Origin of the sequence: Rhodococcus sp. G-MC3 (genome assembly GCF_030063335.1) — a bacterium.
Classification (GTDB): domain Bacteria; phylum Actinomycetota; class Actinomycetes; order Mycobacteriales; family Mycobacteriaceae; genus Rhodococcoides.
Genome location: NZ_JASISW010000002.1, coordinates 128,227 through 147,987 on the forward strand (window position 1 = coordinate 128,227; position 19,761 = coordinate 147,987).

At 63.9% G+C, this 19,761-nt stretch carries 21 protein-coding genes; 13 read left to right on the forward strand and 8 right to left on the reverse strand.

The annotated features are described in order from the left end of the window. The first annotated feature begins 32 nt into the window (after nt 1–32). On the forward strand, nt 33–992 hold the full coding sequence (locus QMK17_RS02455; RefSeq protein WP_283507026.1) for an MsnO8 family LLM class oxidoreductase: 960 nt from the start codon (nt 33–35) through the stop codon (nt 990–992). A 9-nt stretch (nt 993–1,001) separates the two neighbouring features. Here QMK17_RS02455 and QMK17_RS02460 read toward each other — a convergent pair whose 3' ends face one another. Next, a complete protein-coding gene (locus QMK17_RS02460) occupies nt 1,002–1,997 on the reverse strand; it encodes an aldo/keto reductase (RefSeq protein WP_283506840.1) in 996 nt (331 codons plus the stop codon). A 102-nt stretch (nt 1,998–2,099) separates the two neighbouring features. Between QMK17_RS02460 and QMK17_RS02465 the strand changes: the two genes are divergently transcribed. Together QMK17_RS02465 and QMK17_RS02470 are read left to right on the forward strand one after the other, a co-directional pair. Continuing rightward, nucleotides 2,100–2,951: a helix-turn-helix transcriptional regulator gene (locus QMK17_RS02465; protein ID WP_283506841.1), complete on the forward strand. Its 852-nt coding sequence runs from the start codon at nt 2,100–2,102 to the stop codon at nt 2,949–2,951. 26 nt (nt 2,952–2,977) lie between these two features. Next, nucleotides 2,978–3,181, forward strand: a complete 204-nt coding sequence (locus QMK17_RS02470) for a hypothetical protein (RefSeq protein WP_283506842.1) — start codon at nt 2,978–2,980, stop codon at nt 3,179–3,181. On the opposite strand, the gene QMK17_RS02475 is transcribed toward QMK17_RS02470, so the two are convergent. Next, a complete protein-coding gene (locus tag QMK17_RS02475) occupies nt 3,178–3,669 on the reverse strand; it encodes a SixA phosphatase family protein (protein WP_283506843.1) in 492 nt (163 codons plus the stop codon). The genes QMK17_RS02470 and QMK17_RS02475 overlap by 4 nt on opposite strands. Before the next feature lie 212 nt (nt 3,670–3,881). Here QMK17_RS02475 and QMK17_RS02480 point away from each other — a divergent pair, with 212 nt between their 5' ends. The 6 genes from QMK17_RS02480 (at nt 3,882) to QMK17_RS02505 (ending at nt 9,441) form a co-directional block, all read left to right on the forward strand. Then, on the forward strand, nt 3,882–4,412 hold the full coding sequence (locus QMK17_RS02480; protein WP_283507027.1) for a biotin transporter BioY: 531 nt from the start codon (nt 3,882–3,884) through the stop codon (nt 4,410–4,412). A gap of 30 nt (nt 4,413–4,442) precedes the next feature. After that, the gene (locus tag QMK17_RS02485) at nt 4,443–5,552 is read left to right on the forward strand and encodes a class I adenylate-forming enzyme family protein (protein ID WP_283506844.1); all 1,110 of its coding nucleotides are present in this window, start codon (nt 4,443–4,445) and stop codon (nt 5,550–5,552) included. Then, nucleotides 5,545–6,678, forward strand: a complete 1,134-nt coding sequence (locus QMK17_RS02490; RefSeq protein WP_283506845.1) for a thiolase family protein — start codon at nt 5,545–5,547, stop codon at nt 6,676–6,678. The genes QMK17_RS02485 and QMK17_RS02490 overlap by 8 nt, the downstream gene beginning before the upstream one ends. After that, on the forward strand, nt 6,675–7,355 hold the full coding sequence (locus tag QMK17_RS02495) for an energy-coupling factor ABC transporter ATP-binding protein (protein WP_283506846.1): 681 nt from the start codon (nt 6,675–6,677) through the stop codon (nt 7,353–7,355). The genes QMK17_RS02490 and QMK17_RS02495 overlap by 4 nt, the downstream gene beginning before the upstream one ends. An 87-nt stretch (nt 7,356–7,442) precedes the next feature. Further along, entirely contained in the window at nt 7,443–8,045 is a 603-nt protein-coding gene (locus tag QMK17_RS02500; protein ID WP_283506847.1) for an energy-coupling factor transporter transmembrane component T family protein, read from the forward strand. Further along, the gene (locus tag QMK17_RS02505) at nt 8,038–9,441 is read left to right on the forward strand and encodes an AMP-binding protein (RefSeq protein ID WP_283506848.1); all 1,404 of its coding nucleotides are present in this window, start codon (nt 8,038–8,040) and stop codon (nt 9,439–9,441) included. Before QMK17_RS02500 ends, QMK17_RS02505 begins: the two co-directional genes overlap by 8 nt. On the opposite strand, the gene QMK17_RS02510 is transcribed toward QMK17_RS02505, so the two are convergent. From QMK17_RS02510 to QMK17_RS02520, 3 genes are all read right to left on the reverse strand, one after another. Beyond that, nucleotides 9,360–10,112, reverse strand: a complete 753-nt coding sequence (locus tag QMK17_RS02510; protein ID WP_442972684.1) for an acyl-[acyl-carrier-protein] thioesterase — start codon at nt 10,110–10,112, stop codon at nt 9,360–9,362. The two genes, QMK17_RS02505 and QMK17_RS02510, sit on opposite strands and share 82 nt — an antisense overlap. Before the next feature lie 113 nt (nt 10,113–10,225). Further along, nucleotides 10,226–11,659 carry a C40 family peptidase gene (locus QMK17_RS02515; RefSeq protein WP_283506849.1) on the reverse strand — a complete coding sequence of 478 codons (1,434 nt, stop codon included), beginning with the start codon at nt 11,657–11,659 and terminating at the stop codon, nt 10,226–10,228. A 75-nt stretch (nt 11,660–11,734) separates the two neighbouring features. Next, nucleotides 11,735–11,917, reverse strand: coding sequence for a hypothetical protein (locus tag QMK17_RS02520; protein WP_283506850.1), 183 nt, complete (start codon nt 11,915–11,917; stop codon nt 11,735–11,737). A gap of 128 nt (nt 11,918–12,045) precedes the next feature. Between QMK17_RS02520 and QMK17_RS02525 the strand changes: the two genes are divergently transcribed. After that, nucleotides 12,046–12,441, forward strand: coding sequence for a RidA family protein (locus QMK17_RS02525; RefSeq protein ID WP_283506851.1), 396 nt, complete (start codon nt 12,046–12,048; stop codon nt 12,439–12,441). On the opposite strand, the gene QMK17_RS02530 is transcribed toward QMK17_RS02525, so the two are convergent. From QMK17_RS02530 to aroQ, 3 genes are all read right to left on the reverse strand, one after another. Beyond that, nucleotides 12,438–13,007 (reverse strand): vitamin K epoxide reductase family protein, encoded by a 570-nt coding sequence (locus QMK17_RS02530; RefSeq protein ID WP_283506852.1) that lies wholly within the window; start codon nt 13,005–13,007, stop codon nt 12,438–12,440. The two genes, QMK17_RS02525 and QMK17_RS02530, sit on opposite strands and share 4 nt — an antisense overlap. 47 nt (nt 13,008–13,054) lie before the next feature. Continuing rightward, nucleotides 13,055–13,807 carry a DsbA family protein gene (locus QMK17_RS02535; RefSeq protein WP_283506853.1) on the reverse strand — a complete coding sequence of 251 codons (753 nt, stop codon included), beginning with the start codon at nt 13,805–13,807 and terminating at the stop codon, nt 13,055–13,057. Nucleotides 13,808–13,892: 85 nt separating this feature from the next. Next, nucleotides 13,893–14,327, reverse strand: coding sequence for a type II 3-dehydroquinate dehydratase (aroQ, locus tag QMK17_RS02540; protein WP_283506854.1), 435 nt, complete (start codon nt 14,325–14,327; stop codon nt 13,893–13,895). A gap of 67 nt (nt 14,328–14,394) precedes the next feature. Here aroQ and QMK17_RS02545 point away from each other — a divergent pair, with 67 nt between their 5' ends. The 3 genes from QMK17_RS02545 to QMK17_RS02555 all read left to right on the forward strand — a co-directional run bounded on the left by QMK17_RS02545 (nt 14,395) and on the right by QMK17_RS02555 (nt 19,742). Then, nucleotides 14,395–15,681, forward strand: a complete 1,287-nt coding sequence (locus tag QMK17_RS02545) for an MFS transporter (RefSeq protein WP_283506855.1) — start codon at nt 14,395–14,397, stop codon at nt 15,679–15,681. 114 nt (nt 15,682–15,795) lie between these two features. Continuing rightward, on the forward strand, nt 15,796–17,478 hold the full coding sequence (locus QMK17_RS02550) for an MDR family MFS transporter (RefSeq protein ID WP_283506856.1): 1,683 nt from the start codon (nt 15,796–15,798) through the stop codon (nt 17,476–17,478). A gap of 341 nt (nt 17,479–17,819) precedes the next feature. After that, nucleotides 17,820–19,742 carry an HNH endonuclease signature motif containing protein gene (locus tag QMK17_RS02555; protein ID WP_283506857.1) on the forward strand — a complete coding sequence of 641 codons (1,923 nt, stop codon included), beginning with the start codon at nt 17,820–17,822 and terminating at the stop codon, nt 19,740–19,742. Nucleotides 19,743–19,761: the final 19 nt, after the last annotated feature.

Genomic DNA, 19,761 nt, shown 5'->3' on the forward strand with positions numbered 1-19,761 from the left:
ATATGCATAGCAGATCCGTGGTTGGCTCAGGGGTGCTCTTGTCCATCCTCGACCGCTCCCGAACCCGAACGGGTTTCGACGACGCCGCGGCTCTCACCGCGACGGTCGACCGGGCGATCAACGCGGAACGGCTGGGCTATCACCGTTTCTGGGTCGCCGAGCATCATGGCGTCCCCGGGATCGCGAGTGGTGCGCCCTCGATCCTTCTCGCCGCGATCGGTGCCCGCACCTCCCGGATCAGGCTCGGTTCGGGTGGCGTGATGCTGCCGAACCATCAGCCGTTCGTCGTCGCCGAGCAGTTCGCGATGCTCGAAGCGTTGTACCCGGGTCGCATCGACGCCGGTGTCGGCCGATCGCTCGGGTTCACCGAGCCTGTTCGCGCCGCACTCCGCACTCGGCGAGATGCCCCCGACACGTTCGTGGCCGATCTCGACGAGCTTCGAGGTTTTCTCGACGGAACCGGCCCGGTGAAGGTCCGCCCCGCCGTCCCCGCGCCTCCGGTCTATCTCCTCGCGACCGGGCAGGGGCTCGCGATCGCGTCGAAGGCGGGCCTGCCCGTCGTCGTCGGGGGTCCGCTGCTGAAGAGCGACGGCGCTGCACTCGACATCTATCGCAAGAATTTCCGCGCCACCGCGAAGAATCCGCAGCCGACCGTGATCGTCTCGCTCGACATCACCATCGCCGACACCGCCGAAGATGCGGCCGAGCTCGTGTTGTCCGAAGCTTGGGCGATGGCTCAGTCGCGGAGAACCGGGGAGTTCCCTCCGCTGGAACAGGCGTCCGACATCGATCTGGATGCGGCTCCGCAGCGGGTTCGGGACCGTGTCCAGCGATCGATCGCAACAGCCGTGCACGGCACACCCGGTCACGTGCTGGCCATGTTGGAGGAATTGATCGTGCGCACCGGCGCCGACGAGATTTTGGCATCGACGTCGACGTACGACCGCGGTGCATTGCTCGACGCCGATGCCGCACTCATCGAACTGTTCTAGCCTTAGCGGTCAGGCCTCGCTGTCGAGCTGGGCCATCTGCGCGTCGGCGTACCTCGCTCCGGCTGCGGAGTGGGCGGGAACTGCCTTCTCGATCCGAGCGACGTCCTCGTCCGACAGCTCGATGTCGAGCGCCGCGATCGTTTCGGACAGTCGTGAGGTGGTGCGTGCACCGATCACCGGAACGATGTCCTCGCCTCGGCTCAGTACCCAGGCGATCGCCAATTGTGCGGTGGCGACGCCTCGTTCGTCCGCGAGTGATGCGAGCACCCGGACGATCTCGCGATTCCGGTCCAGATTGTCGCCTTGGAACCGAGGGCTGTGTGCACGAAAGTCATCGGCTTCGAACGTTTTCGGCGTCAGGAACCCGTCGCTCAGCAATCCGCGTGACAACACTCCGTACGCGGTGATGCCGATTCCCAGCTCCCGTGCGGTCGGCAGGATGTCCGCCTCGATTCCGCGGGAGATCAGTGCGTATTCGATCTGGAGATCCGAGATCGGATGTACAGCAGCCGCTCTGCGTAGTGTCGCGCTTCCTACTTCGGAGAGACCGATGTGCCGAACGTATCCGGCCTCGATCATTTCGGTTATCGCACCGACGGTGTCCTCGATGGGCACGGCGCTGTCGAGCCGGGCCGGACGGTAGATGTCGATGTACTCGACGCCGAGTCGCGCCATGCTGTACGCCACGGCGCTCTTGACGGCGCGGGGGCTCGAATCGAACCCGAGCCATCCGCCGTCGGGGGATCGCAGCGCGCCGAACTTCACCGACAGTGTGACGTCCTCGCGGTTGCGTTCTTTCAGTGCTCGCCCGATCAGCATCTCGTTGTGGCCGGCCCCATAGAAGTCTCCAGTGTCGATCAGGTCGACGCCTGCATCGATCGCCGCATGAATAGTCCTGATCGACTCCTTCTCGTCGGAGGCGCCGTAGGCGCCCGACATGCCCATGCCGCCGAGGCCGATGCGCGATACGGATGGACCAGTGGTTCCCAGCTGTGTCTTGTTCATGCACCCCACAGTCGGCTCTTTCGGCGGCGACCGGCAGAGACCGCTTGTCGGGGGACTGCCGATCCCTGGCTGGGACGCGGCGTAAGAGCGCACACTGAGAGTGTGGAACGAGACGAACTGGCGGATTTTCTGCGGCGACGCCGAGAGGTGCTCACCCCTGCCGACGTCGGCATCTCTTTGGGAGTCCGACGCCGTACTCCAGGGTTGCGCCGCGACGAGGTCGCGCTGCTGGCAGGGATGTCGACGGACTACTACACACGACTGGAGCAGCGCCGCGGACCGCATCCGTCTACGCAGATCCTGAGTTCGCTGGCCCGCGCGCTACGGCTGGACGACGACGAACGCGATCACCTCTACATCCTGGCCGGGCAATCACCCCCCACGAGGGTCGGAGCGGACAAACACGTCGGACCAGGGTTGATGCACCTGTTGACCAAACTGGACGACACTCCGGCGTGTGTGGTGACCGATCTCGGCGAGATCCTCGCGCACAACGAGATGTACGTGGCATTGTGCGGCGGGCCGCCCGTGTACTCGGGTCTCGACCGGTACATCGTGTGGCGCTGGTTCACCCATCCATCGGCGCGCACATTGTTCCCGGAAGACGACTGGAAGCGTCTGGGACACAAGCATGTCGCGGACCTGCGCGCAGTGTCGGCAAGGCGGGCGGGCGATGCCGAAGTGGCCACGTTGGTGGATCGTCTCCGGGCAGACAGTCAGGAGTTCGAGGACATCTGGAGCGAGCACCGCGTCGCATTCAAGACGTCGGCGGTGAAGCGTTTCGTGCACGCGGACGTCGGACTCGTGTCGGTGCACTGCGAGACCCTCGTGACCCAGAAGCAAGGTCAGCATCTACTTGTCTACACACCGCTGCCGGGGACCGACGCGCGCGCGAAGTTCGACCTGCTCAGGGTCATCGGTACCCAGTCGATGCGCGCTACTGTGGAGCAGTAGAAGCAGACATATCGGAAGGGGCTCTCATGGCAGGCAAGAAGATCGACAGGGTTCGTGCACAGTCAGCGCTCGAGACGGTGCGTGAGAGCCCGGCCATCGCGCTCGTCGCGGCCGCCCCTGCGTTGGTCGTCTTTGCAGTGGTCTGGTGGTTGGCAGGTTTCGGTACCGCGTTGCTGCTGCTCATCGCACTCGGCGTCGTCGGTTTCGTTGTCGCCAAAATGCGCAGCTAGCGTGGGATGTGAAACGCAGTCAGTGAGGCGGTGCCTGGTCCCAACGCTTCCCACGGCCCGTCGAATGTCAACACTGCGATCGCCGACGTCGGAAACCGTCGGCTGATCTCCTGGGCGACCTCGGAGTCCGGATCAACTGCCAGTTCCACTGCAGTGAAAGGGATTCCCGGTGCGTGTCCGACGACCAGCAGGGTGGATACGGCATCATCGGTGAATCCGACCTCCTCGACGATCTCCTCGGGCGCGCCACCGTAGATTCGCTGCTCGAACCGAACATGTGTGTCGATGCCAGTGGCCCCCAGTGTTTCGCGCGTTCGAACTGCCGTCGAACAGATCACTGCATCGATCGTGCCGACCGTGCTCCTGATCCACTCCCCGCCGAGGGCTGCCTCACGCTGTCCTCGTTCGGCGAGAGGCCGATCGTGATCGGGGGTGCCCTCGGGGTATCCGGACTTACCGTGTCGCATCAGTACCAGGGTTCGAGTCATGGTCGACACCGTATCGGGCATTCTCCCGTGACGTGTCGGTCGGTTGGTTCAGCCCAAGGAGGCCTGAGCTGTGCCGGAGCCCTGCGACCTGCTACCTTGAACGCCGTTCAAGTTGGAAACACTCAGGAGTAGTCATGACAGGTCTCGGCGGCACACAGGAGTCCACGTTGTCCGGTGCACGGATGTCAGGTATGCGAATCTCGGCTCGCGACATGGCGCAGATCGCAGTCTTCGCCGCACTGATCGCCGCCCTCGGCCTGCCGGGTGCCATCACCGTCGGATTCAGCGGCGTGCCGATCACGCTGCAGACACTCGGAGTAATGCTTGCCGGTGCAATCCTCGGAGCGCGAAAAGGCACCGCTGCGGTGGTTGTGTTCATCGCCCTGACGCTCATCGGACTACCGCTGCTCTCGGGTGGACGAACCGGTCTGACCGCGATGGCAGGACCCAGCGCCGGTTACCTGATCGGCTGGATCCCAGCCGCGTTCGTCATCGGCCTGCTCACCGCGCGCGTCCTCCCGAAGTACTCGATTGTGCTCGGTCTGCTGATCAACATCCTCGGCGGCATCGTGGTCGTCTACATCTTCGGAACCATCGGGCTGCTTCTGCGCACCGACTTGTCGGTGTGGGCAGCGATCTCCACGAACTTCGCTTTCATCCCCGGTGACCTGGTCAAGGTCGTCATCGCTACCGTCGTCGCGAAATCGGTGCACCGGGCGTATCCCGGCCTGATGTCGAAGTGACCCTGATTTTTCGATGACCCTGTTTTTTTGATGAACCTGCTGCTCGGCGGATCGGGGTCGCAACCCGCGATCGACTGGCACGGGACTGTTCTCACCTACGCCGACGTCGAGCGCGAGGTTCGTCGGTGGCCGCATGCACCGATGCACGATGCCTCGGCTCTATCCGTCCCCGAGGCGTTGGTGTGTGTATTCGCCGCGGCGCGGCAGGGAGTCCCGGTCCACGTCGAGGACCCTGCTGCGCGTCCCGAGCGTGCGGATGTTCCCAGCGGAGCAGAGTTGCTCGTCGCCACGTCGGGGTCCACCGGTAGGCCTAGGCCACTGGCTCGCACCTGGAGATCGTGGACCGACAGTTTCGCCGAGTTCACGAATATCACCGAGATCGGTGCGTCCGACCGTGTGCTCGTCACCGGTCCGCTACACGCAACGATGCACCTCTTCGGCGCAGTTCATGCCCTGACGCTCGGAGCCTGTGTCACCGACAACGAGCTCGACGCCACGGTCGCCCATGCCGTGCCTAGTGTTCTGCGGACACTTGTCGAGCACGCTCCGCACCTCCGGCTGGCCGTCGTCGCAGGCACAGCTCTCCGCGGCGGCGCCGAGCAACTTCTCGGTGGCATGGATATCGTCGAGTATTACGGAGCCGCAGAGTTGTCTTTGGTCGCCGCCCGCAGGGGCGCCCAGCCGCTGCGCCTCTTGCGCGGCATCGATGCCGAGATCAGGGGCGGATTGCTGTGGGTGCGCTCGCCGTACACAGTTCTCGGGACCGATGAATGGGTTGGTGTGGGGGATCTGGCCGAGCTTCATGAGGGCAGGGAGCTGGTCGTGTTCGGCCGAGGCAGTGCTGCCGTCAACGTCGGAGGCACTACCGTCATCGCCGAGGACGTCGAGCAGATTCTCGAATCGTTTCCCGGTGTCCGCGGCGCCGCCGTGATCGGAACACCACACGATGTGCTCGGCGAGACTGTGACGGCAGTGCTCGAACTCGACCCTGACGCCGAACTGGCCGCGATCAAGGCCCACGCGCGCAGCGGACTGGTCAAGGAGGCGATACCACGTCGCTGGATGATCGTGGAGACACTCCCGCGTACGGGCAGCGGAAAGGTTGCTCGCGGTCGGGTGAAAGACTCGTTGAATGACTAGCAGCAGCGCACCGGTGCTCGTTGCTCCGTGGAGGACGCCGATCGGCAATGCAGGACACGGCTTCGCCGGTCTGACGACGACGGATCTGGCTGCGCCTGTTCTACGCGCGGTAGCAACAACGCTGCGGGAGTCGGGCTGCTCCGATGGGGTCGACGACGTCGTATTGGGAAACTGCCTCGGTCCAGGCGGAGATCCTGCGCGTATCTCAGCCCTGGCGGCAGGACTCGGCATTGACGTGCCGGGTGTGACAGTCGATCGTCAGTGCGGTTCCGGACTGGATGCGGTGATGCAGGCAGCCCTGCGCGTGAGGAGCGGTGACGATCAGCTGATTCTCGCTGGTGGGGTCGAGTCGGCCAGCACTGCACCGTGGCGGTTCTGGCCCCCGCTCGGCGACTCCGATCCGGTGCGCTACACGCGAGCACCATTCGCGCCGAACAATTTTCCCGACCCGGATATGGGCGTCGCCGCTGACGATCTGGCGCGCATCCGTGGCATCTCGCGAGAGCGTCAGGATGCCTATGCGGCGCGTTCGCATTCGCTGGCCGCGGCCCACGACTTCAGCAGCGAGATCGTCGCGGTCGGCGGCATCGAGCGTGACCAACGCATCCGGCCGAACATGACGCGGGAGCGGTTGGCGCGGCTGCGGCCGAGCTTCACTTCCGACGGCACTGCGACTGCAGGCAACTCCTGTGGCATCTCCGATGGCGCAGCAGTACTCGCAGTGACGACCGAAAAGCGTGCGAAGGAACTGCCTGCGCTTCGGGTGCTCGGCTGCGCCGTCGCGGGATCCGATCCTGCGCTGCCGGGGCTTGGGCCGGTGCCCGCCATCGAGAAGGTTCTGCGGCGCACCGGAGTCGGCCTGTCCGACATCGGCATCATCGAGATCACCGAGGCCTTCGCGTCCGTCGTGCTCGCTGTGTCCGACGAGCTGGGTATCGATGAGGGCGTGCTGTGCCCGCAGGGCGGCGCGATCGCGATGGGGCATCCGTGGGGAGCATCCGGGGCAATACTGTTGGTGCGCTTGGCTGCTCAGATGCTCACCGGCGGCGGCCCGGAGCTGGGTCTTGCCGCGTGTGCCATCGGCGGCGGACAGGGTATTGCGATGATCGTGGAGCGTGCGTGGTGAGCGAGATCGTGTTCGAATCGGTGCGACATGCGTTCGGTGAACGAGAAGTACTGCGAGGGATCGACTTGTCGATCACCGAGCGGCGAGTGGGCATCATCGGTTCGAACGGGTCCGGAAAATCGACGCTGGCACGGACGATCAACGGACTCCTTACCCCGACCTCCGGCACCGTGATGGTCGACGGAGTGAACGCGTCGAAGAAGGGCGCGCAGGTCCGTAAGAAGGTCGGCTTCGTCTTCACCGACCCGGACACCCAGATCGTGATGCCCACGGTGGCCGAGGATCTCGCATTCTCGCTTCGTCGATCCGGGCTGGACAAGCAGGAAATCGCGGAACGCGTGCAGGAAATTATGGTGCGCTTCAGGCTCGACGGGCATGCCGAGCACCCCTCTCATCTGCTGTCCGGTGGTCAGAAGCAATTGTTGGCAATCGGTGCCGTGCTGATCCGACGCCCCGAGGTGGTCATCGCCGACGAACCGACGACGCTGCTCGACCTACGGAATGCGCGCGTCGTCTCCGAAGCCCTGGATTCGCTCGACCAGCAGGTGATCGTCGTGACGCACCAGCTGGCGCTGCTGGAGAGCTTCGAGCGAGTCGTCGTCATCGACCAGGGCGTCGTTGCGTTCGATGGCACCCCGGCGGATGCCGTGCCCGCCTATCGGGAACTCGTGCTGTGATCAGGCCGGTCTCCGGAGGGACCTCGTGATCGGACTCGTTGTTCCCGAGACCAAGCCTGTGGTCCCGCTGATCTCCGGAGGGACCTCGTGATCGGGCTGTATCGTCCCGGCACATCCCTTCTGCACCGGATGCCCGCCGGTCTGAAACTGCTGCTGCTGATCGTCTCGATCCTGTGCGCGACCATCTTCGCCAGGACACCGATCGAGGTCGCGGCGGTGGCCCTGGTGGTCGCCGCCCTCTTCGGCGTTGCTCGGATCCCGGTGAAAATAGCTCTGGCGCAGCTGCGTCCCGTGCTGTGGATGCTCTTGATCATCGGTGTCTTCCAGATCATCATCACCACGTGGCAACGGGCGATCGTGGTGTGCGGGGTGCTGTTGATCTCGGTGGCCCTCGCAGCGCTCGTCACGTTGACGACCCGTGTGACCGACATGCTCGACACCGTCACGCGTGCTTTGGGTCCAACTCGGCGCCTCGGTGTCGACCCCGAGCGGATCGGTCTGATGCTCGCCCTCGCGATCCGGTGCATCCCGATCCTGGCAACGATCGTCCACGAGGTGTCCGAGGCTCGGAAGGCCCGTGGACTGCAGTGGTCGATGACCGCGCTCGCGACCCCGGTGATAGTGCGGGCGCTGCGCACCGCCGACGCTCTCGGCGATGCCCTCGTGGCGCGAGGGGTCGACGATGACTGAGCTGATCGCCGACCGGATCGCCCGCAGCGTCAGGGACGTCCCAGATTCGGTCGCCGTGATCGACCGTCGTGAATCGGTGTCGTACAGGGAGTTCTGGTCGCAGGTAGAGCGGTCGGCGGCGGGGATGCGAGGGCTGCGCCGCGTTGCAGTGCTCCCGACGTCGGATGTCGGGTCGCTCGTTACCGTCGTGGCGGCGATGTCGGCGGGTGTGTCGGTTGTGCTGCTGCATCGGCACCTACTGCCGGAGCAGTACGCACAGGTGATCGAGGTCGCCGGCCCTGGCGCCGTGGTCGCGTCGGCGAGCCAGCATCGGCGAATGCGTCGGCTCGGCTGCACGAACCCGATCGAGCGACTCGATGCCGACGGCAGCCATTTCGGCGCCGAGAGTGATTCGGAGCTTCTGGTCGGAGTCACCTCGGGCACCACCGGTGAGCCGAAACTGTTCGTCCGAAAACAGCATTCGTGGGCGCAAACACTCGATCGCAGCGATGAAGTGTTCGATGTGCGGACGGGCGATCGAATCTCCGCTCCCGGCGCACTCGATCACACCCACTTTCTGTACGGCGCGGTGCACGGACTGACCCGAGGAGCCGCCATCGATCTGCGTCCCGCGGTGGATGCTCTCGGGAGTGGTGCCACTCACCTCTATTCGGTTCCGACGATCGCCTGGGACATCGCACGATCGGGCGCCGGCCCGTTCCTGAGCGTCCGTGAAGTGCTCTCCAGCGCCGCCCGTTGGCCGTCGGCGGGCCGCGAAGCGCTCCAGCAGGTGTTGCCGCACGCCTCGCTCGTGCACTTCTACGGTGCGTCCGAGCTGAGTTTCGTGTCCTACGATCGAGGCGTCGAACCCGCGGCAGGCACGCTGTTCGACGGCGTCGACGTCGAGGTCCGCGGCGGCATCGTGCACGTGCGTAGCGACATGCTCTTCGACGGTTACCTCACCTCAGGCGGCGTCGCGGGTGGCCCGGTCGACGGATGGATGGCGGTGGGGGACAGGGGTTCCCTGGACGGCCGGCAGCTGACCCTGTTCGGCCGCGAGGTAGAGACATTGATCCGATCCGGACTCAATGTGGAGCTTGCACCGATCGAGGCTGCCGCACTGGCGATTCCGGGAATCACCGAGGCTGCGTGCGTCGCGATTCCTGACGCCAGAATGGGCGAAGTACCAGCGCTTGCGGTGGTGCTCGACGGGGATGCACTCTCTTCGAACGCGATTCGCCGTGCGCTTCGCGACTCGCTGCCGAGTCCGAGTATGCCGGCCGTGATCACCGCTCTCGCGCAGCTTCCTCGGACGGCGCGAGGAAAGCTCGACCGTCAGGCTCTCGGCGCCACCTTCGCGACCGAGCGGACGGCGCCGTCGACCACGAACCAGAGTGTGAGCGCCCCATTGTCGTAGCGGTGCCGGATAGCGACGTGCTCGCCTCCGAGGACCGGTGACAGGTATTCGATGACGGCCCGGTGCGGGGCGGTCACCAGCGGACGCTGATCGACGAGTAGCTCCTCGACAGCATGCCAGTACGCGGCATTGTTGACGTGGTTGAACGAGTCGATATCGGTGGCGCGCAACGGAAAATGGATGTCCGTGTGCGATTCCGACGGGGCGGGTTCGGTGAGCCAAGGCTTCCAGCGGAGGCGGTGCTGTTCGGTGGTGCGTGCCAGCAACTCCAATGCTTCGTCGCTGATACGCGTCGGCATGCCGGTGGTGGCGCTGATGTTGATCCAGAACCCTTCGGTCTCGATCGACGCACCTTTGTCGCTGGTGATCTGCACGCGCATGTTCGACCATCGTGTCGACATCGAGGAACACCAACGCCGCAGTTGAACGCGATCGGGGAACTCGACGGGTCGGTGCACGTCGATCACGGTGCGACGCACGATCCAGAACGGGTCGGTGACGCCGAGCGCCGTCGCATCGAGGTTGTCCGAGCCGATGTCCTGCAAATAACGCGCGATGCCGTCGAACCGGAGACGGTTGCCAGGGTCGACGTCACCGGTGCGCACCGTCCACCCGGTCTCGAAGCCCTCGCCCTCGGGTGGAGCCGGAGCCAACGCGTCGTCGAAGCCCAATGGTTCAGTGCCGGCTCCGTGTGCCACTTGGTTCGGCCCCTCTGCTCGTGCGCTGTATTCGGTCGGTTCCGAACCTACCCCCACACTCGCGTCCATCAACTCTGAGGCGCGCGTCAGAGCACTCGACGCGCCTTCATGCCGTCGAACACCTCCGCGACGCGGACGACATCGCCCGTGGTCGGCGCGTGCACCATTTGCCCGTTGCCCATGTAGATGGCGACGTGGCCTGGGCCGCCTGCCTGCCAGTTTCCGAACAGGAGATCTCCGGGTTGCGTCATCGACAGTGGGATCTCGGTGCCGACGTTCCACTGGGTCTCCGATGTGCGTGGGAGAGTTACCTTTCCGTCCGACGCCTTGAAGATGGCGTACGACGTCAGACCCGAGCAGTCGAACCCGCCGCCGGAGGGCCCGTTGATGTTGCCGCCACCCCACACGTAGGGAAGCCCGAGGTAGTCCATCGCCGATTTGACTGCGCGTGAACCGACTCCGGCGAGATCGAGGCCGGCGAACGGGTTCATGATCGCGGAGAACTGCGTTTCCGTTGCGCGGATGCGGGCCACGTAAGGCTTGGTCTGTGTCTCGTAATCTACGGTCCCCGAGGGCATTCCGCCTGATCGCAGCACTGCTCCCGCGCCCGCGTTGTAGCCCGCGATCGTCAGGTCGAGCGAGTCGCCGGAGACCTTCCCTTCCTTCTTCCACTGCTCGACCTGGCCGTTGATGTCGCACAGTAGGTTCCCTGATGCCATCACCGAGTCGGCTATGCCGTTGACGTCGGCAATGCCGTCCCCGTCGGCGTCCTTGCCGTAGGTCTTCCAGGTGCCGGGCATGAACTGTCCCGGCCCGCGGGCTCCAGTACTCGACACCGGTGAGGTCGGTCCGAAGCGGAAGCCGTTCTCGGCGGCGTAGAGGGCAGCGATGGTAGGTGCCTTCACGCCGCCGCAGATCGCCCCGGCCTTCATCAGCCACGGCACGAATGCAGTGATGGCGCCCATCGGCGAATTGGACACCCCGGTGAATGTCGCTGGCATTCCGGGGAACAGAGCACGTCGCAGTGCTTCCGCGGCGGGCATGAACGCGGTCTGGGAAGCCAGATCGCTGAGCGAAAACGACGATGCACCGAACTGAAGGGCCCCACCGAAGCTCGGAATCAGCGACGAAATCGAGGTACTGGCGACGGGTCCCGCAGTGGAGACGGTCGGAAGCGCTGCCGTTGCTGCTGCCGCCGCTACTGCAGCACCGGCAGCGTCGGCCGCAGCTGCCTCGGGTGTCTCGGCTTTGTCGGCCGTCGGCGGCAGCATCGGCTCCGCTGCAGTTTCGATCGCTGTGGCTGCGTCGTCGAGCATGGTGCTCGCAGTCTCGGCCGCGGGTGCGGGCAGCCCTTTGAGCAAGTCGTCGAGTTGCTTCTGCAGACCGGGTACGGAATCCTCGGCCGCTGTCGCGGCTCCGGCGACTCCGTCCTGTATCTGCGGGGGTAGATCGGATCCTGCTGCTACTCCTGCTGCAGACATCACCACTGCGACGATGACTGCGATCGGATCACCTGCCATAAAACAACTCCCGGTGCTCGGACCTCTCCCCAACGTTCCGTGCCCGCTCATCCCCACATGAGCTGACTCACATCATCATGCACTGTCGGTGCGGTCCGTGGTCTCGAATTCGCGTACCTCATCTACGGATCGCGCCCACGGCGCGTTCTTTGCCAAGTGGCGTGCAGAACCCGGCACCTCGGGACTGTGCCACCGTTCCTGCAGTCGATGCAGCCAGATACGCCCCACGGCGGATTCGAACGAGCTGCCGATGTGCATGGTCACCTCGGAATTCGCGCTCGGTGACGCCGGCCGCGAGGGCGTCGCGGGTCGACAAGGTGAGTGGGGTCCATACCTGTTTTACGCGCGAAGGTTTACGGTGCAACTGTGACAGCCCAAGGAGCCCGATGAAGAAGTATGTCGTCTCGCCCGACACTGTGTGGGATCCTGGCGCACAGTTGCTGTCGCAGTGCGTCGTCGTGGAGAACGCAGCCAAGACGCTGTACCTGTCCGGCCAGACCGCGATCTCGGCTGACGGGCAGTTCGAGGGTACCTCGGACGTCGAGGCGCAGATTCGACTGTCGTTCGAGAACATTCGTCTGATCCTGGACGCCGCGGGTGGAACTCTCGAAGGCGTGGTCAAGCTGACGGTCTACTTCGCGGACCTGAGCAACCTCGACACATACACCGGAATCCTCGGAGAGTTGTTTCCCGAGACCAGGCCTGCACAGACCGTCGTCGAGGTCTCTCGTCTCGCGATGCCGGAATTATTGATCGAGATCGACGCTGTAGCTGTTCTCTAAAAAAGGGACGCCCAGTAGTCGGAGAATCTGATACCGATCAGGGCGATGACAATGGCGTACCAGACGGCGAGGATGGTCCAGCGCCATTCCAGAAGCAGCCGCGGGATCTTCGAGCTGTGATCGCGGTCGACCAGCTGTGACAGTGACACTATGAAGATCGGCATCGTCACAACCCACACGACCATGCAGTACGGGCAGAGTGCGCCGATTTGATAGAGGCTTTGGTCGATCAACCAGTGAATGAACACTTCACCGAGCAGTGTTCCGAGAGACAGTCCGAGCCAGTACCAGTGCGGAAGTTCGATCTTCGCGAGCGTCAGGATTCCGGTGACGACCACGACGGTGAACGCGACGATACCGATGATCGGGTTGGGGAATCCGAACAACGCCGCCTGATCGGTCGTCATCACAGAGCCACACGAGAGCACCGGATCGAGGCTGCACGACGGAACGTACGACGCATCCATCAACAGTTCGATGCGTTCGATGGTCAGCGTCAGGGCCGCAGTCAATCCGAAGAGGCCGCCGATGGTCAGAACCCAGGCGGTGGTCCGGGTCGCCTTCACTGTGCTGCCTCGATCACTGTGCTGTCTCGATCACTGTGCTGTCTCGATCACTGCGCTGCGGTGATTGCTGCGCGCAGGCCGTCGGGCGTCGGGTTGGAGACTGCGGTGCCGTTCACCGACACCGACGGCGTGCCGGTGACGCCGCCGTCGATGACGGACTGTGTCTGGCTGGCGACGTAGTCGATGTAGGTGCCGCCGGTGATGCAGCTTGCCACCTCCGGGCTGTCGGCTCCCGCTGCCGTGGCGATGGCGACGAGTTCGTCGTCGGTCAGGCCATCGCCGCCCTCGGCGGGCTGCTGCTCGAACATCGCCGTGTGCCAGGCGGGCCATACGTCCTTGTTGGAGTCGGCGACGCAGATGCTCGCGTTCGCCGCTCGCGTGGAGTACTGGGTCGAGGACATGCGGTCGAGGATCGCGATCGGCTTGTAGTCGATCGCGATGGTCCCGTCGGCGACGAGATCGGTGAGAGTCTCACCGCTGATGGATTCGAACTGCTTGCAGGCCGGGCATTGGAAATCTTCGACGACCGTGACGACAACCTTCGCGTCCGCTGCCCCGACTCGGATGGCGCCGTCCGCGGTGACCGAGGAGGGCGTAACGGCAGGGGCGGTGGCCGTGCCAGCCGGTGTTGCGGTGGTGTCGTCGGAGTCTTTCGACGCGATATTGAATCCGACGACGGCAACCAGCGCGATCAGCACGACGGCGACGGCAACCTGGATGAGGGTCCGGCGCTGCTTGTCCTTCTTGCCTTGGAGTGCGGCTGCGGCCGCCTGCGCCTTCTTCTTGCTGCTGTCGCTCACTGCGTCGTCCCTCGCTCGCCTGCCGAAAAGTCCTCGGCCAGCATAGGCAGGTAAGCCTGAGGTCAAGCTGAGTGCTCGGACGCTCTCAGGTGAGGGCAACGAGCCGTTCGACGGCAAACCCGTACCCGGCAATGCCCAGGCCTGCGATGACTCCGCTGGCGATGGGGGAGACGAACGAGTGGTGGCGGAACTCCTCGCGAGCGTGAACGTTGCTGATGTGGACTTCGATGATCGGCACCTCGGGGATGACGAGAGCGTCTCGGAGCGCGACCGAGGTGTGAGTCAATCCACCCGGGTTGATGACGATGCCCGATGCCTGACCACGTGCCTCGTGGATCCAGTCGATGATCTGGCCTTCGTGGTTTGACTGCTCGGCGCGGATGGTTCGGCCATGCTTGGCTGCGGTCTTCTCGCATAGCGCGACTACGTCGTCGAGCGTCTCGTGGCCGTACACCTCGGGTTGCCGGGTGCCGAGCATGTTCAGATTCGGTCCGTTGATCACCAAGATGTGTCCAGCCATGTCATTGCTCACTTTCCTGGTGATCGATTACTGCCGGGTGCAATCTTTTCACAGCGGCCTTGGCAGAATGTCCCCAGTGAGAACTGTGTGGGTGGTCTGGGGCGCCGGTGTCTTCGCCTACATCGTCGGGGTTCTCCACCGGACATCATTCGGTGTCGCGGGCCTCGATGCAGCCGACCGGTTCTCGATCAGCCCATCGTTGCTGTCCTCGTTCGTCGTCCTGCAGGTGATCGTCTACGCAGCGATGCAGATTCCTGCCGGGGTAGTTCTCGACCGGGTCGGTTCGCGCAAGATGATCGCACTCGGCGCCCTGCTGATGACGATTGCGCAGGTCACGCTCGCGGTGACGGAGTCGCTGCCGTTGGCGGTCGCGGCGCGTGCGCTGGTGGGAGTCGGTGATGCGCTGACGTTCATCTCGGTGCTGCGACTCGTACCTCGCTGGTTCAAGCCTCGCCAGGTACCGATCGTGTCCCAGTTGACGGGTCTGCTCGGTCAGATGGGGCAGATACTGTCGGCGGTTCCGTTTCTCATTCTGTTGAACGGGCCCGGGTGGACGTTCGCGTTCGGTACCGCTGCCTCGCTCGGTCTCGTCGCGTTCGTACTGGCATTGGCGTTGATCCGCGACGTGCCCGCCGGGATGGACATCGTCGAGAACAGGACTTCGCTGCGCGAGACGTTGGCGACGATCGGCCAGGTCTGGAAGCGTCATGGCACGCGGTTGGGATTCTTCAGCCACATGGGTACGCAATTCTCCATCACGGTGTTCGCGTTGCTGTGGGGGATTCCGTATCTGACGTCGGCGCAGGGATTGTCGGCATCGACGGCGGGTGCTCTGCTCTCGGTGTCGGTCGTGTCGGCGATCTTGTCCGGCATCGGTCTGGGAATTCTGACGGGTCGCTATCCGATGAGGCGGTCGTGGATGGTGCTGACGGTCATGGTCAGTAATGCCGTGATGTGGGCGATCGTGCTGGCGCTGCCGGGGCCTGCGCCGCTCTGGTTGCTCGTGCTTCTGGTCGTGGTCATTTCAGTGGGCGGTCCCGGCTCGGTGATCGGATTCGACTACGCGCGCACGTTCAATCCGAGTGCGAACCTCGGCACTGCGCAGGGCATGGTCAATATCGGCGGATTCCTCGCATCGCTGCTGGTGATCGCGTCCATCGGCTGGGTACTCCAGGCCATGGGCGGGTACACCTTCGACGCGTTCAGGGTCGCGTTTCTTGTGCAATATCCGGTGTGGATCGTTGCGATCACCGGCGTTCTGCTGACTCGTCGCAAGACCCGAAGGCAACTGGCCGATGAAGGCATCCATCCGCACACGATGCGTGAAATTTTGCACCGATTCAGGAACCGCTGAAACCACGTTGCATTTCTCACGTGCCGACGCGCATGCTGGTAGTCCGAATTTAGTTGTGTGCGGTAAGCAAACATATCGTAAAGGTGTGACCAAGCGGTGGTATCCCAATCTGATGTGACGAAGACCGAGACAGGCGAGTACAGCCACCGGGAGATCATGACGATCCTGTCGGGGCTGATGATGGGAATGTTCCTCGCGGCTCTCGATCAGACGATCGTTGCCACGTCGGTGCGCACGATCGCCGACGATCTGAACGGCTTCTCGGTGCTCGCGTGGGTAACCACGGCGTACCTGATCACCTCGACCGTCTCGACGCCGCTGTACGGCAAGCTGTCCGACCTGTACGGACGCAAACCGTTCTTCATGACGGCGATCTCGATCTTCGTGATCGGCTCGATGCTCTGCGGAATCTCGACGTCGATGTACGAGCTTGCCGCCTTCCGCGCAGTGCAGGGTCTAGGGGCCGGTGGTCTGATGTCGATGGCGCTGGCCATCGTCGGCGACATCGTTCCGCCCCGCGAACGCGCGAAATACCAGGGTTACTTTCTGGCAGTCTTCGGCACGTCGAGCGTGCTCGGCCCGGTCGTCGGCGGATTGCTCGCCGGCCAGTCATCGATCCTCGGCATCACCGGTTGGCGCTGGGTTTTCTACATCAACGTTCCCCTCGGCATCCTCGCGCTCGCGGTGGTGTGGCGAGTGCTCAACCTCCCGGTGAACCGCCGCGATGCCCGCGTCGACTGGTGGGGTGCGGTGCTGCTGAGCGTGGGTCTGGTGCCGCTGCTGATCATCGCCGAGCAAGGCCGTGTGTGGGGCTGGGGTTCGACACGCGCGCTCGCCTGCTTCGGGATCGGCATCGTCGGCGTCATCGCGTTCGTGCTGGCCGAGATCAAAATGGGCGACGACGCCCTCATCCCGATGCGGTTCTTCCGCAACCGATTGTTTGCATTGTGTATCGCAGTGAGCGTCATCGCCGGTGCCGCGATGTTCGGTGGGATATCCCTGCTGCCGCAGTATCTCCAGGTCGTCAAAGGCTCGTCGCCCACACTGGCCGGGTACCAGACGCTTCCTCTCGTCGGTGCACTGATGGTCAGCTCGATCGTGTCCGGCCGGATGATCTCCAAAACCGGTCGCTACAAAATCTTTCCGATCGTCGGCACCGCTCTGATGGCGATAGCAATGTTCACCTTCCACTACGTGCACGCCGATACTCCGCTCTGGCAGACCATGGTCGTCATGGGTGTGTTCGGCGCCGGGCTCGGTTCGATGATGCAGCCGCTGACACTTGCGATTCAGAACGCGATGCCCCCGAAGGACATGGGTGTCTCGACGTCCGCGGCGACATTCTTCCGGCAGATCGGTGCGACCCTCGGTGTCGCCGTTTTCCTGTCGATGCTGTTCACGCAGCTCACTCCGAAGACAACCGACGCACTGACCGCTGCTGCGGAGAAGCCCGAGTTTCAGGCCGCGGTGAAGGCAGCGTCGACAAGCGGCGATCCCCTGGAAACAGGGTTCGCCAATGCGTTGATTGCTCGTGATCCCTCGATCGCCGGTAGCGCTTTGGTGGATTCGTCGTTCATCCAGAAACTGGACTCGGCGCTCGCCGAACCGTTCCGGATCGGATTCTCCGACGCAATGGACTACGTCTTCCTCGCGGTGTCGATCTTGATGGTCGTCGGTTTCGTACTGGTCCTCTTCGTCAAGGAGGTTCCGCTGCGAACGATGTCCGGCTTGGCCGCGGCCAAGCAGGAACGAGACGCCGAGGCCGCTAGCGCTGCCGAGAAGAAGGACCTGGAGTAGACGGCTCCGCCGCGTGTGCGTGGGAATACACAGCAGGGTGTGTATTCGCACTCACAATGAAGTATTTCTGATCTTCCGTCGAGGGCACACTTTCTTGCAGGTTCGACGGCATATGCGACGGCGTCGGGTAGGAATCCACGGGAAGAAAGCGACCGTTCTGTCCTGCTGGTTGGCACGAGATGGACGACGCCGGAGGGGTGGCTGGGAAGCAAGCAACGCAGTCGAAGTGTCGAGTGCGGAGGGTTAGAGATCGTCGAAGAAACCTGTCGGTGGCCCGCGGTAGTCTCTTGATATTCGAACATCAGTTCGAGTAGCTGGGAATCGCGACACCGGGGGGTGGCATGACAATCGTCGACGATAGAGCCGTGCTTGCCGACGTGCTTGCCGCCGGCCGTGCGGCGAACGCAGCAGTAGCGGCATCGCTGGCTGATATGGCCCGCTACTACGAGTCTCGTTCGGAATACCCTGAAGCGGCTGCTGATGCACAGTTCGACCACCGGACGGTGCACACGTCGGCAATCGCCGAGCTGGCCGCAGCACTGGCTACCACCTATCAGACGGTCGATGAATTACTCCGCCAGTGGTGGTCGATCACGCCGCTCGTCCGCGACGCCTTCGCCGACGGCCGGATCGGTTTGGCCGAGGTCAGGAAGATCCGCGAACACACACTGGGTGCGCGATCGGAGCTGATTTTCGAACTGGAATCCGAGTTCGTCAGGTGCGCGGTCGCTCTCGCTCCACCCGAACTTGGTCGCGAAATCGACCGCTTGCTCAACGACGCGGACCCCGATTGGGATCGGGAATCGCGGAAGCGCGCGGCTGCGACCGAGCGAAAGGTGCGGATTACCCCACTGGCGCGCGGAATGGGTCGTGTCTCGACCACTGTCACCGGTGCCGAGAGTGTCGAAATGGCCGATCGAATCGAAGCTGAACTGAAAAAGGTGTGCCCTCGGGATCCACGGTCGCTCGACCAACTCCGTGCGCAGGCGGTAGTCGAGCTCTTCCGTAAGGGGTCGCTGAGCTGCGAGTGCGGTGAGCCTGGTTGCGTGCTGACACTCTCCGAACCGGTGACTGACAGGGCCGCCGGTAGCCCGGTCCCAGACGACGACGCAGAGCCAGGCAAGTCTCCGGACGCGAAAACTGATGTCGCACAGCGTAAGACATCCGACTCTCCGGGAGGTGATGGGCCGGGAAGCGATGGGCCGACCTCCGGGGTTGGTTCGTGCGATTCGGCGCGGCCCGGTAATGCTGCTGGGCCCAGTCAGGGCTGCACCGGTGCCGCCGCCGGCCGCCGTGCACCGACGACCGCCTACGTCATCCACATTTCAGCTGACCTCGAGACGATCCTCGGCATCGGGAACCGCGCTGCGCACCTGCATGGTTACGGCCCGGTGGATGCTGCAACGGCTAGGGCCATGGCGGCCGACTCCACCTGGCAGATTACTTTCACGGCTTCGCGAAAATACCTCGACCTACTCACCGGGGGAGAGGACTGCCTCGACGACCACTCCGACTGGGATCGACCAGACCCTCCGCCGGATACCGATCAACCCGCAGCATGCGAATGCACTTGCTGCGATCACGACTGCACCGCGACCGAGTTCGACGATCGCGTCGCGTACTTTCTCGACCAGGCGATGCGGCGCGAGAACGATACCGCTGCCGAATTTCCCGACGGAGTGACCACGCCCACCGCGCAACAGATACGCGAGGACATCCAGCGGCTCCGAGAACTCGCGAACGAACAGGCGAAGAAAGCAGGTACCGAATGCGATCTCGTGCTGGGGCGTACGCGAAAAATTCCGGCCGGGTTCCTTCCCTCCGACCTGACCCCGTCGAGCGAAAGGCGGCGAGGGGCAGGCAAACTCATCGACTACTGGCGAAAGGTCGTCGAAAAGAATCCGAGCAAAAGTCACGCGGTGTACCCGGACGGGCATGGCGGCCACCGCACTCCACCGCCTGGCGCCCTCACTTACGCGCCCGGAGCGACGCTGGCTGCCCTGGTGCGAGCCGAACATCCGGTGTGCCTGCATCCACGGTGCTCGGTACCGTCGGCTCGGTGCGATCTGGACCATATCGTCGAGTTCGACCATGACGATCCCGCCGCGGGCGGGTGGACCATCCGCACCAACCTCGGTCCGTTCTGCAGGCTGCATCACAACTTGAAAACCGCCAAGGCCTGGTCCACCGAACGCCTGCCCGAGGGTGTCGTCCACCTCACTGATCCGCTCGGCAACCACCACTTCAGTGCGCCCGAGCTGTGACGGGAGACGTTCACAGCAA

Excerpts from the sequence above, each read along its gene's own strand:
- QMK17_RS02460 (WP_283506840.1), bottom strand. The coding sequence starts at position 1,997 with ATGAACAAGACACAGCTGGGAACCACTGGTCCATCCGTATCGCGCATC.
- QMK17_RS02470 (WP_283506842.1), top strand. The coding sequence starts at position 2,978 with ATGGCAGGCAAGAAGATCGACAGGGTTCGTGCACAGTCAGCGCTCGAG.
- QMK17_RS02475 (WP_283506843.1), bottom strand. The coding sequence starts at position 3,669 with ATGACTCGAACCCTGGTACTGATGCGACACGGTAAGTCCGGATACCCC.
- QMK17_RS02480 (WP_283507027.1), top strand. The coding sequence starts at position 3,882 with ATGGCGCAGATCGCAGTCTTCGCCGCACTGATCGCCGCCCTCGGCCTG.
- QMK17_RS02485 (WP_283506844.1), top strand. The coding sequence starts at position 4,443 with ATGAACCTGCTGCTCGGCGGATCGGGGTCGCAACCCGCGATCGACTGG.
- QMK17_RS02490 (WP_283506845.1), top strand. The coding sequence starts at position 5,545 with ATGACTAGCAGCAGCGCACCGGTGCTCGTTGCTCCGTGGAGGACGCCG.
- QMK17_RS02505 (WP_283506848.1), top strand. The coding sequence starts at position 8,038 with ATGACTGAGCTGATCGCCGACCGGATCGCCCGCAGCGTCAGGGACGTC.
- QMK17_RS02515 (WP_283506849.1), bottom strand. The coding sequence starts at position 11,659 with ATGGCAGGTGATCCGATCGCAGTCATCGTCGCAGTGGTGATGTCTGCA.
- QMK17_RS02520 (WP_283506850.1), bottom strand. The coding sequence starts at position 11,917 with ATGCACATCGGCAGCTCGTTCGAATCCGCCGTGGGGCGTATCTGGCTG.
- QMK17_RS02525 (WP_283506851.1), top strand. The coding sequence starts at position 12,046 with ATGAAGAAGTATGTCGTCTCGCCCGACACTGTGTGGGATCCTGGCGCA.
- aroQ (WP_283506854.1), bottom strand. The coding sequence starts at position 14,327 with ATGGCTGGACACATCTTGGTGATCAACGGACCGAATCTGAACATGCTC.
- QMK17_RS02545 (WP_283506855.1), top strand. The coding sequence starts at position 14,395 with ATGTCCCCAGTGAGAACTGTGTGGGTGGTCTGGGGCGCCGGTGTCTTC.
- QMK17_RS02555 (WP_283506857.1), top strand. The coding sequence starts at position 17,820 with ATGACAATCGTCGACGATAGAGCCGTGCTTGCCGACGTGCTTGCCGCC.